The sequence below is a fragment of the Mycolicibacterium flavescens genome, from assembly GCF_001722335.1.
Lineage (GTDB): Bacteria > Actinomycetota > Actinomycetes > Mycobacteriales > Mycobacteriaceae > Mycobacterium > Mycobacterium flavescens.
Genome location: NZ_MIHA01000008.1, coordinates 91,336 through 107,100, shown reverse-complemented (window position 1 = coordinate 107,100; position 15,765 = coordinate 91,336). Strand labels below are relative to the sequence as shown.

The window sequence follows — 15,765 nt, the reverse complement described above, 5'->3', positions numbered from 1 at the left end:
CCTGTGACGATCAGCGCTGAGAACTCCGACGTGCAGCAAGCGACGGATGAGCTCTACTACGACCCGTACAACATCGACCTCAACATGAACCCCTACGCGGTGTTCGCCCGACTCCGCGAAGAAGCCCCGCTGTACTACAACGAGCGGCATGACTTCTACGCGCTGAGCCGCTTCGAAGACGTCAACAAGGCGGTCATCGACCACGAGACGTTCATCTCCGGCCGCGGCGCTCTGCTGGAGATCATCAAGTCCGGCATGGAGATTCCGCCCGGCACGCTGATCTTCGAGGATCCGCCGATCCACAACATCCACCGCAACCTGCTCTCGCGAGTGTTCACCCCGCGCAAAGTGCTCGCGCTGGAACCGCAGATCCGCGAGTTCACCGCCCGCTGCCTGGACCCGCTGGCGGACTCGGACAAGTTCGACTTCGTCAACGACCTCGGCGCGCAGATGCCGATGCGGGTCATCGGCATGCTGCTGGGCATCCCCGAAGAGGACCAGCGACGGGTCACCGACCACGGTGAGGCCACCCTGCAGAGCGACTCGGTCGACCTGATGGCCACCGGCGAGGTGTTCGCCGAGTTCATCGACTACCGCACCGAACACCCGTCCGACGACATCATGACCGACCTGCTCAACGCGGAGTTCGAGGACGAGACGGGCACGAGGCGCAAGCTGCGCCGCGAAGAACTGCTGATGTACCTCACCGTGATCGCGACCGCCGGCAGCGAAACCACCACACGCCTGATCGGTTGGGCCGGAAAGACTCTCGCCGAATACCCCGACCAGCGCGCCGAACTCGGCGCCGACTACAGCCTGATACCGCAAGCGGTCGAGGAGATCCTGCGCTGGGAGCCGCCCGCGCTGCAGATCGCCCGCTACGTCACCCGCGACATCGAGTATTACGGTCAGACGGTGCCGGAGGGGTCGGCGATGCTGATGCTCGTCGGGGCCGCCAACCGTGACCACCGGCGCTTCCCGCCCGACGGCGATGTCTTCGACATCCACCGAGTGCAGCGCTCGCACATGACCTTCGGGGCGGGCACCCACTTCTGCATGGGCAATGCGCTGGCGCGGCTGGAGGGCCGGATCGCGCTCGAGGAGATCCTCAAGCGCTTCCCGACATGGGAGGTCGACTGGGACAACGCGACACCCTCCCCCACCACCGCGGTGCGTGGTTGGCAGTCGATGCCCACCTTCGTCACCCACGCTTGATCACAACCAATCCCGACAATCATCAAAAGGACTGACACATGGCAGGACGCGTAGAAGGCAAGGTCGCATTCATCACCGGCGCGGCGCGCGGTCAGGGCCGCGCGCACGCGGTGCGGCTGGCGCAGGAGGGCGCCGACATCATCGCTGTCGACATCTGTAAGAAGGTCGACACCGTCGAGCTGATCGAAGCGTCGACGCCCGAGGACCTCGCCGAAACCGCGGACCTGGTCAAGGGTCTGAACCGGCGCATCTACACCGCCGAGGTCGACGTCCGCGACTACGACGCGCTCAAGGCCGCAGTCGACACCGGCGTCGAGCAGCTCGGCCGCCTCGACATCATCGTCGCCAACGCCGGCATCGGTAACGGCGGGCAGACGCTGGACAAGACCAGCGAAACCGACTGGACCGCAATGATCGACGTCAACCTGGGCGGCGTGTGGAAGACCGTCAAGGCCGGCGTCCCGCACATCCTCGAAGGGGGCCGCGGCGGTTCGATCATCCTGACCAGCTCGGTCGGCGGCCTGAAGGCCTACCCGCACACCGGCCACTACGTCGCCGCCAAGCACGGCGTGGTGGGCCTGATGCGCACGTTCGCCGTCGAACTCGGCGCGCAGAACATCCGCGTCAACTCGGTGCACCCGACCAACGTGAACACCCCGCTGTTCATGAACGAGCCGACGATGCGGCTGTTCCGTCCCGATCTGGAGAACCCGGGCCCCGACGACATGAAGGTCGTCGGCCAACTGATGCACACGCTGCCGATCGGCTGGGTCGAGCCCGAGGACATCGCGAACGCGGTGCTGTTCCTGGCGTCCGACGAGAGCCGCTACATCACCGGCGTGACGTTGCCGGTCGATGGCGGCAGCTGCCTGAAGTAGCCCGATGACCGCTGCTGAGCTGTCGCTTCCGCGCAGCTGGGACGAGATCACGCCGAGCTGGATGACGGCGGCGCTCGGGAACCACTTCCCGGGCGCCACCGTCGACGGTGTCACGGTGGCGCTGCGCGACGACGGTACCAACCGACGCGCGCGGCTGGCGCTGACCTACGCCGCGGGGAGCGGACCGGCGACCGTGTTCGCCAAGGCCGTCGATCCCGACCACGCCGAACTGGTCGCGCTGACCAGCGGGCTGTTCCATGAACCGCGGCTGTTCAGCTCCGATGTCGAGCTGCCGCTGGACCATCCGGCCGTCTACGCCGCGCTGATCGACGAGCCCGGCTCGAACTTCGTGATGATCATGGAGGACGTCGTCGCGCGCGGCGCCGACCCGCGTGACTCCACCCGGCCGATGTCAGTCGAGCAGGTCGCCAACGGCGTCCGCGGGCTGGCCCGGATGCACAGCCGGTTCTGGGACGAGCGGCTGGCGGCCACGCCCGGCCTGGATTGGTTGGAACCGTTCGTCGCATTCGAGGGCCTCGAGCACGCGCCGCTGCACATCGCGCACGAGCGGTTGGGCAACACGGTTCCCTCGGTGGTGCTCGGGCTCAGCGGCACCGAACTGTTCGTCGACCTGTGGGCGCGCTACATCGGCACGCTGACGACCTCCCCGCAGACGCTGTTGCACGGCGACCCGCACATCGGCAACACCTACGTGCTGCCCGACGACGACGTCGGCTTCCTGGACTGGCAGATGGCCCGGCGCGGCAACTGGTCCCTGGACCTCGGCTACTTCTTACAAGGTGCGCTGACGATCGAGGACCGCAGGACCGCCGAACGCGAACTGCTCGACGAATACCGCGGCGCGCTGGCGTTGCCGGCCGGGGAACTGCCGTCGACCGATGAGGTCTGGCTGCGGTACCGGGCGTCGGTCGCGCACGGGCTGGCCATCTGGATGGCGACGCTGTCGGGCGGCGACGCCTGGCAGGGCGCCGAGATCAGCCTGGCGTTGGCGCAACGCTACGCCGCGGCCTACGTCGACCTCGACACCCCTGCCGCGCTCGATGCGCTGACGTAAAACCCCGGGCCTGACCCGAAACCCACCGATCTTGACGGTGCGGATGGTTCGATGGAGCCTTCGACGGGTGCAGGGGGTGGGATGTGAAGCGACTCAACGGCATGGACGCCATGCTGCTGTACAGCGAGACCCCGAACCTGCATACGCACACGCTCAAGGTCGCGATCATCCACGCCGCGGACTACCACGCCGAACACGGTGAGCCGTTCACCTTCGACGTGTTCCGCCGCACGGTTGCGCGGCGACTGCACCTGCTCGACCCGCTGCGTTACACGCTGGTCGACATCCCGTGGAAGCTGCACCACCCGATGTGGCTCGAGGACTGCCCGGTCGACCTCGACTACCACCTGCGGCAGGTGCAGGTGCCCAGCCCCGGCGGCCGCCGCGAACTCGACGAGGTGATCGGTGCGATCGCCAGCACACCGCTGGACCGCCGTCGTCCGCTGTGGGAGTTCCACTTCGCCGAGGGGATGGCCGACGACCGGTTCGCGCTGATCGGCAAGGTCCACCACACGCTGGCCGACGGTGTCGCCTCGGCCAACCTGCTGGCCCGGTTGATGGATCTGACCGGGTCCCCGTCGGCCGACGAGCGCGACGACTACGACACCTGCGAGGCTCCCTCACCTGGTGAACTGTTGCGCGCCGCGGGCCGCGACCACATGCAGAACGTCGCCGCCCTGCCGAAGGTCGCGCTCGACGCGGTCCGCGGCGTCACCCGGGTGGGCCGACGCTCCCGCGAGCGTGACCGCGACACCGAACGTGCCCGGTTGTTCCGGACACCGCCGACGTTCCTCAACCACGTCGTCTCGCCCGGGCGCACGTTCGCGACGGCGTCGGTGGCACTCGCCGAGGTGAAGGAGACGGCGCGCGCACTCGGGGTGACGTTCAACGACATCGTGCTCGGCACCGCCGCGGGCGGCCTTCGCGAGCTGCTGCTGCGCTACGACGGCCGCGCCGACCGGCCGATCCTGGCGTCGGTGCCGGTGTCGACCGACCGCTCCCCCGACCGGGTCACCGGAAACGAGATCAGCGGGCTGGCGGTGTCGCTGCCGGTGCACGTCGACGACCCGCTCGAGCGCGTGCGTCTGACGTCGCGGGCGACGGCGAGCGCCAAGGAGATCCACGATCTGCTCGGGCCGAAACTGCAGGGTCAGATGATGGAGTACCTGCCGCCTCCGCTGGCCCCGGCGCTGTTCCGTTGGCAGTCCTCGCGCGCGGCGCACAACCGGGTGATGAACGTGGCGATCTCCACGGTCCCGGGGCCGCGCGAACACGGGCACGTCGGCGGGGCCCGGGTCACCGAGATCTACTCGGTCGGGGTGCTGTCGGCAGGCAGCGCGTTCAACATGACGGTGTGGAGTTACGTGGACCAGGTGGACATTTCGGTGCTCTCCGACGACGCCACGTTCGATGACGTGCACGAGGCCACCGACGCGATGATCCACGGGCTGACCGAGATCCGCCGTGCGGCAGGGCTTCCCGGCCTCTCGACGGTCGACACCGCGATGGCCCCGGCGCCCGCCTTGCGCTAGTCCACCAGGTCGAGCAGGTCCTTGCGGACCACCTTGCCGGTGCTGCCGCGCGGCAACTCGTCGAGCACCGTGATCTGCCGCGGCACCTTGTAGTTCGCGAGGTTGTCGCGCACGTGCTGTTTGAGGTCGTCCGGCGTCGTGCCCGCCCCGGATTCGAGGACGACGAACGCGACCAGACGCTGCCCGTACTGTTCGTCGTCGACGCCGAGCACGTTGGCCTCGGCGACCTCGGGGTGCGCGGCGAGCACCTTCTCGACCTCGATCGGGTAGACGTTCTCGCCGCCGGAGACGATCATCTCGTCGTCGCGCCCGACCACGAACAGCCGGCCCGCGTCGTCCAGGTAACCCACGTCCCCCGACGCCATGAAGCCGTCGTGGAAGTCCTTGGTCTTACCGGAGGTGTACCCGTCGAACAGCGTGCCGCTGCGCACGAAGATCTGGCCGGTCTCCCCTGTCGGCATCTCGTTGAACTCCGCGTCCAGGATGCGGATCTCGGTGCCGTCGGCCGGTGTTCCCGCCGTCTCGGGTGCGGCGCGAAGGTCGGCCGGGGTGGCGGTGGCGATCATCCCGGCCTCGGTCGCGTTGTAGTTGTTGTAGATCACGTCACCGAACTGGTCCATGAACTTGATGACGACGTCCGGCCGCATCCGCGAGCCCGAGGCCGTGGCGAAGCGAAGTGAGCGGCCACTGTAGCGATTTCGGGTCTCGTCGGGCAGGTCCATGATGCGGTCGAACATCACCGGCACGACCGCCAGACCGGTCGCGCGGTGCTGATCGACCAGCGCCAGCGTCGCCTCCGGGTCGAACTTGCGCCGAGTGACGATGGGGCAGGCGAGCAGCGCGGCGAACAGCAGCTGCGAGAAGCCCCACGCGTGAAACATGGGCGCGACGATCACGATCGGTTCCTCGGTGCGCCACGGGGTGCGGTCGAGCACGGCCTTCAGGTCGCCGACCCCGCCGCTGCCCGCACCGCGTTTGGCGCCCTTGGGGGTGCCCGTCGTCCCGGACGTCAGCAGGATGATGTCGCTCTTGCGCTGGCTCGGCTCGGGCCGCCTGCCGCGGTTGTCGTCGATGATCTTCTCGGCGGTCAGCGTGTCCGCGGACCCGTCGGTCCAGCTCAGGATCCGCACCGCATCGGGTTTGTCGGCCATCGCACGGTCGACGATCTCGGCGAACTCCTCGTCGTAGATGACGACGTCGGCGCCTTCGCGGTCGACCACCTCGGCCAACGCAGGGCCGGCGAAGGACGTGTTGAGCAGCAGCACGTCCGACCCGATCCGGTTGGCGGCCACCAGCGCCTCGATGAATCCGCGGTGGTTACGGCACATCACCGCAACGGTTTTCGGCGTGCCCAGCCCCTGAAGACCCGCGGCCAGCGCGTCACACCGGTCGTCGAGCTGCTTCCAGGTCAGCGTGCCGCGCTCGTCGATCAGCCCGGGTTTGTCCGGACAGCGCTGCGCGGCGATCGCGAAGCCCACCGTCGCGGTCATCCCGACCCGGCGCACCGCCGTACCCATCCGCAGGTACTTGTCGGGGCGCAGCGGGGCGATCAGACCTGCGCGCCAAAGCGTTTGAACGAGTCCGAGAGTGTCAGCCATGTCGGTTCACCCAAGCACAGGGAAGCGGCGTTCGCGGGCCAATTCGTCGAGCGCGGCCTGCATGACCGCCCGGACGTGGAGGTCGACGGCGTCGATGTCGGGGTTCTCGCCGAACTCGGCGGTGACGTCGATCGGGTCGAGGACGCGGGTGACGATCTTCGACGGCAGCGGCAGATTCGGCGGGAAGAAGACCGACATCCCGAAGGGAAGTCCGAAGCTGACCGGCAGGATTTCCGCGCGCAGTTTCTTGAGTCCGATGCGCCGGGCGATCGAGTCGCCGCGCGCGAGGAAAAGCTGTGTCTCCTGCGCGCCGATCGACACCATCGGCACGATCGGCACACCGGTCTCGATCGCGGTGCGGACGTATCCGGTGCGGCCGGCGAAGTCGATGACGTTCTCGGTGAACGTAGGCCGGTACGAGTCGTAGTCGCCCCCCGGGAATACCAGGACGACAGCGCCGTCCCGGAGGGCATTGGCGGCGTTGCCCCGGGTGGCTTCGATGACACCCGCGCGCCGCAGCAGGTCGCCGACCGGTCCGACGAAGATCATCTGGTGGCCCAGCGTGTACAGGGGACGGTCGAAACCGAATTTCTTGTAGAACGCCGGCGCGAACACCAGCACGTCGGGGGTCAACATGCCGCCGGAGTGGTTCGACACCACCAGTGCGCCACCCACGGCAGGTATCCGGTCGAGGTCACGGACCTCGGCGCGAAAGTACCGCTTGATCAGCGGCCCCACCCGATCGACGATCTGCTCGGCGAAGCCGGGGTCCCACTTGGCGACTTCCTTGTTCTGGCCCGCACCGCCGCTGCTCATACCCGTGTCTGTTCCCACTTCTGGTCCCCCACTATCGACACCGGATGAAATAGAGTACTCTCCAAAAAAGAGAATACCATATCCGCAGGTAGGAGAGTCAATGGCTGGCACGGTGCTCGTCACCGGCGGGTTCGGGCTGGTCGGTTCGGCGACCGTGCGCCAGCTGGCCGCCGACGGTCGCCGGGTCGTGGCCGCCGACCTCGACACCCCCGCCAACCGCAAAGCCGCGGCGAAACTGCCCGACGGCGTCGAGTTCCGCTGGGCCGACCTTACCGATGCCGAACAGGTCGAGCGCCTGGTGTCCGAGACCGCACCGGCGGCCGTCATCCACCTCGCCGCGGTCATCGCGCCGGCCATCTACCGGGCCCGGAAGGCCGCCCGCAAGGTCAACGTCGAGGCCACCGCGACGCTGGTCCAGATTGCCGAGGCGCAGCCGACGCCGCCGCGGTTCGTCCACGCGTCGAGCAACGCGGTGTTCGGTGCCCGCAACCCGCACCGCACCCCCTCGCCGCTGCGCGCCGAGGACCCGATGCGCCCGTGCGACATCTACAGCGGAACGAAGGCCGAGGCCGAGGAGATCGTGCGGGGCTCGACACTCGAATGGGTGGTGCTGCGGTTCGGCGGGGTGCTGAGCACCGACCTCGCAGCGCTGCCGCTGAGCAGCGACGCCATGCTCTTCGAGAGCGCGCTGCCCACCGACAACCGCGTGCAGACCGTCGACGTCCGCGACGTCGCGTTCGCCTGCGCGGCAGCCACCACCGCCGACGTCGCCGGCGAGATCCTGCTGATCGCCGGCGACGAGTCACACCGGCACTGCTACGGCGACCTCGCGCCCGCTCTGGTCGCGGCACTGGGCATGCCCGGCGCGATCCCGCCCGGGCGTCCCGGCAACCCCGACAGCGACACCGACTGGTTCGTCACCGACTGGATGGACACCACCAGAGCCCAGGAGGCGCTGGGCTTCCAGCGGTACACGTGGGACGACATGATGGGCGAGCTGAAGTCGAAGTTCTGGTTCGCCCAGCTTCCGGGTCGGCTGCTGGCGCCGGTGGTGCGGGAGTTCATGAAGCGCCGCAGCGTGTACTTCAACGCGCCGGGACAGTACGCCGACCCGTGGGGCGCCATCCGCGACAACTTGGGCGATCCCTCCTGGGAGCGGCCGTAACCGCATAGGGTGGCGCGCTGTGGACGGTTACCAGGGCCGCGCGGCGGTCATCACGGGCGGCGCGAGCGGCATCGGTCTCGCCACCGCCAGGGAGTTCGCCCGCCGCGGCGCGCGGCTGATGCTGGCCGACGTCAACGCGGCCGCGCTGGACACGGCGGTGGCGGCGTTGCGGGACGACGGCGTCGACGTCCGCGGCGTGGTCTGCGACGTGCGCAAGCTCGACGACGTCACGGCGCTGGCCGACGAGGCTTTCCGCGAGTTCGGTTCGGTGCACGTGGTTTTCAACAACGCGGGCATCGCGTATGCGGGTCCGGTCGCCGAGACCAGCCACGAGGACTGGCGTTTCGTGCTCGACGTCGACCTGTGGGGCCCGATCCACGGGGTCGAGGCGTTCCTGCCGCGGCTGATCGCCCAGGAGGAGCCCAGCCACATCGCGTTCACCGCGTCGTTCGCCGGGCTCATCCCCAACGTCGGCCTCGGGCCCTACTGCGTCGCCAAGTACGGCGTCGTCGCGCTGGCCGAGACGTTGTCGCGGGAGGTGCGGGCCAACGGCATCGGGGTTTCGGTGCTCTGCCCGATGATCGTCGAGACCGACCTGATGGCCAACAGCGAGCGCGTGCGCAGCGACGACTACGGCCCGCCCACCCCGGCGGGTGACCTGCCCGCCGCGACCACCGACCCCGAGGTCACCGCCGACGACGTCGCGCGTCTGATGGCCGACGGCATCCTCGCCAACCGCCTCTACGTCATTCCGCACAGCGCCGCGCGGGGTTCGATCCGTCGCCGCTTCGAACGCATCGACCGGGCGTTCGAGGAGCAGGCCGCCGAGGGCTGGACCCACTGACGGCGCTGTGTTTCGGCCGCCGAGCGTCGGGTTTTTACGCGAAAATCGCGCGAAACCCGCCAAAAAGTCGACTCTCGGCGCAATTTACGCCGGGCCCAGCGTCGGCCGCCCGGTCTGCGGATGGTGATACCAGCCGCCCGCGGCCTCGGTGCCGCCGTCGACGTGCAGCGTCTGCCCGGTGATGTAGCGGGCCATGTCGGAAGCCAGAAAGACCGCGGCAGAGGCGATCTCGTCGACATGCCCGGGACGCCCCATCGGTATGGCCGGCGCGGAGTCGGGCGACAGCGTGCCGTTCGCCAGATGCGCGATCCCCTCGGTCAGCGCGAGGTCGGGCGCCAGCGCGTTGACCCGGATCCCGTGCGGTGACAGCTCGAACGACGCGGTCTGGGTGTAGTTGATGACGCCGGCCTTCGCGGCCGCGTAGGCGGCGTATCCGGGTGCGGCCCGCGCACCCTCGATCGAGGTCACATTGATGACGCTGCCCGGCGTCCGGGCGTCGACGAGTCGGCGGGCCACCCGCTGCGTACACAGCAGCACGTGGCGCAGGTTGGCTTTGTACAGTGCGTCCCAACCGTTTTCGGTGGTGTCGAGCAGCGGCGAGAAGAATGTGCCGCCCGCGTTGTTGACCAGGATCGACACCTCGCCCAGCGCGTCGACGGTCTGCTGCAGCGCGGCGTCGACCTGCCCGGTGTCGCGCACGTCGGTGACGACGCCCAGCCCGCCGCAGCTTTCCGCGGCCGCCGCGCAGGTGTCGGGGTCGCGCTCCCAGATCGCCACCGTGGCCCCGAATGCGGCCAGTCCGTCGGCGATGGCGCGCCCGATGCCCGCTCCCCCGCCGGTGACGACCGCGACGCGGTCGGTGAGCAGGATGTCGGACGGGTCGATCGCCATGGGTCGAGTCAACCAGTTTTCGTGGTGCGAATGGTCAGACCCGCCGGAGCCGAACCGATGACGCCGTCGGTTTCCAACGCGTCGATCTGGTCGTCGCTCAATCCCAACCCGGTGAGGACCTCGCGGTTGTGCTGCCCGAGCAGCGGTGCGGGTGCGCGGTGCAGCGGCGAGGTCACCGACGACATGCGCATCGGCACCGTGCTGTAGCGCGCGACGGGGCTGACCGGATGGTCCACGCGCTCGTAGAATCCGCGGTGCACCAGTTGCGGCAGATCGCCCACCCGGTGCGGCTGCATCACCTTGGCCACCGGAACACCCGCCGACCACAGTGTCTCGACGATCTCGTCGCCGGTCCTTTCGGCGCACCACTCGGTCAGCCGGGCGTCGATCATGTCCTGGTGGTCACGACGGCCGTCGACGTGCACCAGTTCGTCGGTCACCCACGCCGGGTCACCGAGGGCGTCGACCAGCGCGGCCCACTGCTCGTCGGTGGCGACGGCGATCGCCACCCAGTCGTCGGGGCGGCCGAACTCGTCGAGTTCTGAGGTGCGGTAGAGGTTCTGCGGTGCCGCGGTCGGCCCGCGGTTGCCGTGACGCTGCAGCAGGGTGCCGGTCGCCGCGTACTCGACGACCTGTTCGCCCGCGACGTTGAGGGCGGCGTCGACCATCGCGGCTTCGATCCGCACACCCTGCCCGGTCTTGCGACGGTGTTCGAGCGCCAGCATCAGCGCGGTCAGGCCGTGCACCCCCGCGTTGGGGTCGCCGACCGAGTACGGTTCGACCGGATTCTGGTCGGGATGTCCGGTCAGCCAGGTGATTCCGGAGCAGTCCTCGATGACGTAGGCGAACGCGGGCTTGTCGCGCCACGGTCCGTCGAGTCCGAAGCCCGGCATCCGCAACATGATCGCGTCGGGCCGTAGGCGCTGCACCGCCTCGAAGTCGAGCCCGATCTGCTCGAGCACCCGCGGTGTGTAGTTCTCGACGACGATGTCACAGGTCTTGACCAGTTCGCGCAGCAGTTCGACGCCCCGTTCGGAGCGGATGTCGAGCGTGAGGCTCTTCTTGCCGGTGTTCAGGCCCGCGAAGATCGGCGACTGTTCCCACCACCGCTGCTCGGTGACCGGCACCCCGGCGATCAACCGGGTGCCGTCGGGCCGCGCCGTCGACTCGACGTGGATCACCTCGGCGCCGAGCATCGCCAGCACGTGGGTGCACGACGGCCCGGCCCAGAAGCTGGTCATGTCGAGCACGCGCAGACCGTCGAACGGCAAGCGCCCCGAAAGAGCATTCCTGGCTGTTGTACGGCCCGATTGACAACCGGGAATGCTATTTCGCGACTGGTAGGCCTCGGTGTGCTCGCCCAGTCGCGGCGCCGGCTCGGGCGACCGCAGCAGCGGCGGGGACGTGCGGTAGGGCGGGCCCGGCTGGGTGAACCCGTCGCGCGGGTTGGTGACGAACGTGCCGCGCTCGACGAACTGCTCGAATGCCGTCACGGTCGCGCCGTTGCCCACCGGCGCGTTGGGGATCCGGAACGCCGACGACAGCTCCAGGATGTCCTCCACGCGGTTTTCACTCACCCACTCGTAGATCTGCTCGGCGTGGATGTTGGCCTGCTCGGTGATCGACAGCTCCGAGGTCTCGTCGATCCACTCGTCGTGGCCGACCATCGCGCACAGGTCGAACCACTGCTGCGCGGTGCCGCAGCCCAGCGCCACCAGCCCGTCGGCGGCCGACGCCACGCCGGGAACCGTCAACCTCCGGCGGTCCCGGAACGGGCGGCCGAGCGCGTCGTGAAACGACACAGAATAGTAAGTGAGGCACAGGATCTGGGTTTCGAGTATTGACAGGTCCACAAGCCCGGCTGGTACCGCCACGGTGGCCGCCGCAGCGTAGGCACCCGCGAGGTACTCGCCGATCTGGCCGGCGACGAACACCGGCGCCCGGTCCTGCGCGCCGCGGCCCAGGCCGATCACCCCGCCCGACCACGCCTGCGTGGTGAACTCGGTGGCCGGCTTGTCGGCCCAGGGCCCGTCGAGGCCGAACGGGGTGATCGAGGTGACGGTCAGATGCCCGTAGGCCTGCTCGATGGCGACGGGACCGAACTCGTCGAGTTCGGCGACCGCCGACCCGCGCGACCACACCACCGCGTCGGCGCCCGACAGCAACCCGCGCAGCATGTCGCGGTCGGCGGCGACGGCCGGGTCGACGACGACGCTGTGCTTGGAGCAGGCCAGGTAGCTGAACAGCGGGCCGTCGCCGCCAGGCTCCACGGCGGCGCCCGACGCCGACCATGTCCGCAGCGGGTCACCCTGCGGGCCTTCCACTTTGATCACCGTGGCGCCGCCGTCGGCGAGCAGTTTGGTGCAGTAGCCGCCGGCGATCCCGCTGGACAGGTCGACGATGGTGTAGTCGTCAAGCGCCGCCACTATTCCTTCTTTCTGCGGTTGGACTTGCTCAGCCGGAACTCGGGCGGGAACTTGTCGTCGTTGCCGTTGACCGCGTCGGCCAGACCGGCGTCGAGCGCGTCGCCGAGCATGAAGTCCCCGCCGTCGGGCCGCGCCGCCCCGCCCATCGACTCGAACATCGCCGAGATCAGGCTGCCGAGGTATTCACCCTGGAACTGCTTGACCACCTCGAAGAACATCTTCTGCTGGAACACGCTGTCCACCGGCCGGTTCCGCGCGCACGCGGTGGCGTACTTGTCGACCTCGGCTTCGAGTTGGCCGCGCGGCACCACCTTGTTGAGGAAGTTGCACTCCTTCATCTCCGCCGCGGTGAACGGCCGGCCGGTGAACACCATCTCCTGAAACGGCCGCAACCCCATCGTCATCACCCAGGTCCACATCCGCGGGCCCCACCCGAAGTACCGGAACGACGGATGCCCGAACAGCGCGTCGTCGCTGGAGATCACCAGATCCGCGTCGGCGCACTGGTAGAAGTGCCAGCCGTAGCAGTACCCCTTAGCCTCGACGATGCTGATCTTCTTCAGCTCCTGCAGCGCCCGGTTGCCTGCCGCGACGTTGGCGTACCACTGCCCCATCGTCGCGCCGTGGCGGAACGACTCTTTCGGCGGATACGTCACCTGCGGGTCATCGACCCGCAGTTCGGCGAGCCGCGCGGCGTCGTCACCGGCCATGAAGTCCGGCAGATCGGCCCCGCTGCCCAGGTTCTCGCCGACACCGCGGATAACCACGACCTTGACGTCGTCGTCGACCGTGGCCCCGCGCAGCAGGTCGGCATACCGCAGCCGCGCCGCCGATGTCGGGGCGTTCAGGTACTCGGGACGGTTGAACGTGATCGTCGCGATCTTGGTCGCCGGGTCCTTCTCGTAGAGGACGATCTCCTCAGGGGCGGGCCGACTCCCGGAGTCCGACATGGCCTCAACCGATTCCGACGCTCGCACCACTGTAGAACGGGCTGGAGGTCAGCACGTCGGCGCCGTCGGCGGTGATGTGCACCGCCTCCCGGCTGAACACCGCGCCGACACCCTGCTGCCAGACGTAGCCGCTGACCGCGAGCACCATGCCGGGCTCGAGCACCTCGTCGGCCACCGTCGCGCGCAGCGCAGGCGTGACCACAGGCGAGTCGTAGCCCAGCCCGAGCCCGTGCGCGACGGGCATCGCCGGCAGCGGTTCGCCCACCGCTTCGTAGGCGGCCAGCAGGTCACTGGCGCGGTTGCCGGGACGGCACGCAGCCAACAGCTTGTCCCACAGTCGGTTCCAGCGGTCGTAGACCTCCGGTATCGCGGTGCCGCCGACCTCGCCGACCGGCCAGGTGCGGCCGACCTCGCCGACATACCCGTCGGCCAGTGCGCCGGCGGAGAACGCCACGAGGTCACCCTCTTCGACGCGGCCGTCGCTGCGGGCCCGCCGCCACGGATGCTCCTTGCTGGTCACCCACGCGCCGTCCTGGGTGGCCGGGGTGGTGACGCCACCGGCGGCCATCGCCTCCATCAGCGCACCGAGCAGCGACCGTTCGGTGACGCCGGGCGCCAGTTCGGCACGGGCCGCGTCGAGCGCGGTCTCGGCCACCGACAGCGCGCCGCGCAGCACCGCGATCTCCTCGGCGGTCTTGATCCGCCGCGCGGCCCGCAGCGCGGGTTCGGCGTCGACGAGTTCAGCGTTGGGGAACGCCATCGGCAGCAGCTGCGCGAAAGTCGGTGTCAGCGAATCGGTTCCGACCCGCTTGACCGTGGCCGCGCCCGGCAGCGCCTTGAGCACCTCGACCAGGGTCATCGGGTTCCACGCCAGGCCGTAGAGGTGGTCGTGGGGGATCTCGTCGGGGATGCCCTCGTCCCACGTGCTGTTGAGGTGGATCTCCCCGGTCGAGCGGACCACCTCGCAGATCGGACCGAACGGCCGCGTGCCCGCGACCCACAGCTGCGGTGCGCCGGTGACATAGCGCACGTTGGCCTGCCGGCCCAACACCAGGATGTCGATGTCGCGGTCGGCCATCTGGGCCAGTGCCCGCTCGCGGCGTCCCCGACGCAGATCCGCTGCGTCAGGCAGAATCTCGAGTGCCATTCAGATCCGATCCTGTCCGTAGGGCGCGTAGGGGTAGTCGGTGATCGAGCGGTAACCGTCGTCGGTGATCACCACGATCTCCTCGCTGCGGTAACCACCCGTGCCGTCCTCCCACACGACGGGTTCGAGCACCAGCAGCATGCCGGCGGGGAACACGAAGTTGTCGTCGAACTCCTCGCCGAGATCGGTTCCGATCATCGGCATCTCGGCGGCGTTGGTGCCGATGCCGTGGCCGAGGTAGAAGTGCGGCAGCCACGGTTTGGTGCCGCCGTTGGCCGCGATCGCCGCGCGCGCCAGGTCGCCCGACGTCGCGCCGGCCTTGGTCACCGCCAGCACGGCGGACAGGATCTCACGCCACTTGTCGAACTGGGCCTGCTGGCGCTCGGACGGCTGCTCGCCGACCAGCCAGGTGCGGCCGAAGTCCGAGCAGTACCCGGTGTAGGTGATGCTGACGTCGGTCCACAGCACGTCGCCGCGCTCGAGTTCACGCTCGGTGGTCAGCAGCGGCAGCGCCAGGTCACCGGTGGTGGTCCACACCGAGCCGCTGGTCCTGGTGGTCGGCATCACCTGCCAGATGGCCTCGAGCATGTTGGCCGTCGCGCCGAGTTCGAACGCGCGCCGCACGAACGCCGCGGACAGATCGACCTGGCGCACTCCCGGTGCCAGCGCCTTCTGCACATCCACCATGGCTTCTTCGGTGATGCGGCAGGCGTTGCGCACACACGAGACCTGGTCGGGGGTCTTGACCAGCTTGGCCGGGCCGACCACCTGCGCGGCGTCCGACGGCGGGCCGGCCGGGAACAGCGTGCTCGACGCGCGACGCATCGCGCCGGTCAGCTCGTCGACGGCGACCGTGCCGCCCGCCGGCACCAGGTCGGCCAGTACCTTCGCGAACACCTGTACGCCCTCGTCGAATTCGAGGTAGAGCGGGCCGTGCACGTGGTCCTCGGGCACCTCGCTCTGCGCGGCCGAGCCCTCGCGCAGCGGCATGAACAGGTGCGGGTGCGGATCGTCGGCGAGCACGATCGCCACCGGACGTTCCACGTGCGACAGGCCCGCGTCGAGCAGCGGCCAGCTGACGCCGGTCGCGTATACGACGTTGCCGTTGCCGAGCAGAACCAGCGCGTCGACACCCTTGTTCCGCATCGAATCCCGCAGCCGGGCACCGCATTCGCGGTACATCCGGGCCCGGTCGGGCAACTCGGGGATGTCGAACGACGTCGACTGA

Annotated in this window: 13 protein-coding genes; 6 read left to right on the top strand and 7 right to left on the bottom strand. The window is 69.0% G+C overall.

Annotated elements, in window-relative coordinates; translation table 11 throughout:
- The first annotated feature begins 3 nt into the window (after window positions 1-3).
- The 4 genes from BHQ18_RS12905 to BHQ18_RS12890 all read left to right on the top strand — a co-directional run bounded on the left by BHQ18_RS12905 (window position 4) and on the right by BHQ18_RS12890 (window position 4,700).
- Window positions 4-1,215 (top strand): cytochrome P450, encoded by a 1,212-nt coding sequence (locus BHQ18_RS12905; RefSeq protein ID WP_069414014.1) that lies wholly within the window; start codon window positions 4-6, stop codon window positions 1,213-1,215.
- Window positions 1,216-1,253: 38 nt separating this feature from the next.
- On the top strand, window positions 1,254-2,093 hold the full coding sequence (locus tag BHQ18_RS12900; RefSeq protein WP_069414013.1) for a mycofactocin-coupled SDR family oxidoreductase: 840 nt from the start codon (window positions 1,254-1,256) through the stop codon (window positions 2,091-2,093).
- 4 nt (window positions 2,094-2,097) lie between these two features.
- Window positions 2,098-3,168 carry a phosphotransferase gene (locus tag BHQ18_RS12895; protein ID WP_069414012.1) on the top strand — a complete coding sequence of 357 codons (1,071 nt, stop codon included), beginning with the start codon at window positions 2,098-2,100 and terminating at the stop codon, window positions 3,166-3,168.
- 83 nt (window positions 3,169-3,251) lie between these two features.
- Window positions 3,252-4,700 (top strand): WS/DGAT/MGAT family O-acyltransferase, encoded by a 1,449-nt coding sequence (locus BHQ18_RS12890; protein WP_069414011.1) that lies wholly within the window; start codon window positions 3,252-3,254, stop codon window positions 4,698-4,700.
- Here the strand turns inward: BHQ18_RS12890 and fadD12 are convergent.
- Window positions 4,697-6,298 (bottom strand): acyl-CoA ligase FadD12, encoded by a 1,602-nt coding sequence (fadD12, locus tag BHQ18_RS12885; protein ID WP_069414010.1) that lies wholly within the window; start codon window positions 6,296-6,298, stop codon window positions 4,697-4,699. The two genes, BHQ18_RS12890 and fadD12, sit on opposite strands and share 4 nt — an antisense overlap.
- Window positions 6,299-6,304: 6 nt before the next feature.
- Entirely contained in the window at window positions 6,305-7,114 is an 810-nt protein-coding gene (locus BHQ18_RS12880; protein WP_069414009.1) for a lysophospholipid acyltransferase family protein, read from the bottom strand.
- A 100-nt stretch (window positions 7,115-7,214) separates the two neighbouring features.
- Here BHQ18_RS12880 and BHQ18_RS12875 point away from each other — a divergent pair, with 100 nt between their 5' ends.
- Entirely contained in the window at window positions 7,215-8,279 is a 1,065-nt protein-coding gene (locus BHQ18_RS12875) for an NAD-dependent epimerase/dehydratase family protein (protein WP_069414008.1), read from the top strand.
- 19 nt (window positions 8,280-8,298) lie between these two features.
- Complete coding sequence (locus BHQ18_RS12870) at window positions 8,299-9,123, top strand: SDR family NAD(P)-dependent oxidoreductase (protein WP_069414007.1); 825 nt, start codon at window positions 8,299-8,301, stop codon at window positions 9,121-9,123.
- An 84-nt stretch (window positions 9,124-9,207) separates the two neighbouring features.
- Here BHQ18_RS12870 and BHQ18_RS12865 read toward each other — a convergent pair whose 3' ends face one another.
- Genes BHQ18_RS12865 through BHQ18_RS12845 form a run of 5 tightly spaced genes read right to left on the bottom strand, consistent with a single transcriptional unit; the run spans window position 9,208 to window position 15,719 of the window.
- Window positions 9,208-10,014 carry an SDR family NAD(P)-dependent oxidoreductase gene (locus tag BHQ18_RS12865; RefSeq protein WP_069414006.1) on the bottom strand — a complete coding sequence of 269 codons (807 nt, stop codon included), beginning with the start codon at window positions 10,012-10,014 and terminating at the stop codon, window positions 9,208-9,210.
- 8 nt (window positions 10,015-10,022) lie between these two features.
- Window positions 10,023-12,440 (bottom strand): CaiB/BaiF CoA-transferase family protein, encoded by a 2,418-nt coding sequence (locus BHQ18_RS12860; protein WP_084294038.1) that lies wholly within the window; start codon window positions 12,438-12,440, stop codon window positions 10,023-10,025.
- Entirely contained in the window at window positions 12,440-13,390 is a 951-nt protein-coding gene (locus BHQ18_RS12855) for an enoyl-CoA hydratase/isomerase family protein (protein WP_069414004.1), read from the bottom strand. Before BHQ18_RS12855 ends, BHQ18_RS12860 begins: the two co-directional genes overlap by 1 nt.
- A 4-nt stretch (window positions 13,391-13,394) precedes the next feature.
- Window positions 13,395-14,537 (bottom strand): M24 family metallopeptidase, encoded by a 1,143-nt coding sequence (locus BHQ18_RS12850; protein WP_069414003.1) that lies wholly within the window; start codon window positions 14,535-14,537, stop codon window positions 13,395-13,397.
- A complete protein-coding gene (locus BHQ18_RS12845) occupies window positions 14,538-15,719 on the bottom strand; it encodes a M24 family metallopeptidase (RefSeq protein WP_205866094.1) in 1,182 nt (393 codons plus the stop codon). It lies immediately after the preceding gene.
- Between the last annotated feature and the right edge of the window lie 46 nt (window positions 15,720-15,765).

Coding starts and splice junctions, on each gene's coding strand:
- BHQ18_RS12845 (WP_205866094.1), bottom strand. CDS start 15,719: ATGTACCGCGAATGCGGTGCCCGGCTGCGGGATTCGATGCGGAACAAG.
- BHQ18_RS12855 (WP_069414004.1), bottom strand. CDS start 13,390: ATGTCGGACTCCGGGAGTCGGCCCGCCCCTGAGGAGATCGTCCTCTAC.
- BHQ18_RS12895 (WP_069414012.1), top strand. CDS start 2,098: ATGACCGCTGCTGAGCTGTCGCTTCCGCGCAGCTGGGACGAGATCACG.
- BHQ18_RS12875 (WP_069414008.1), top strand. CDS start 7,215: ATGGCTGGCACGGTGCTCGTCACCGGCGGGTTCGGGCTGGTCGGTTCG.
- BHQ18_RS12900 (WP_069414013.1), top strand. CDS start 1,254: ATGGCAGGACGCGTAGAAGGCAAGGTCGCATTCATCACCGGCGCGGCG.
- BHQ18_RS12865 (WP_069414006.1), bottom strand. CDS start 10,014: ATGGCGATCGACCCGTCCGACATCCTGCTCACCGACCGCGTCGCGGTC.
- BHQ18_RS12850 (WP_069414003.1), bottom strand. CDS start 14,537: ATGGCACTCGAGATTCTGCCTGACGCAGCGGATCTGCGTCGGGGACGC.
- BHQ18_RS12880 (WP_069414009.1), bottom strand. CDS start 7,114: ATGAGCAGCGGCGGTGCGGGCCAGAACAAGGAAGTCGCCAAGTGGGAC.
- fadD12 (WP_069414010.1), bottom strand. CDS start 6,298: ATGGCTGACACTCTCGGACTCGTTCAAACGCTTTGGCGCGCAGGTCTG.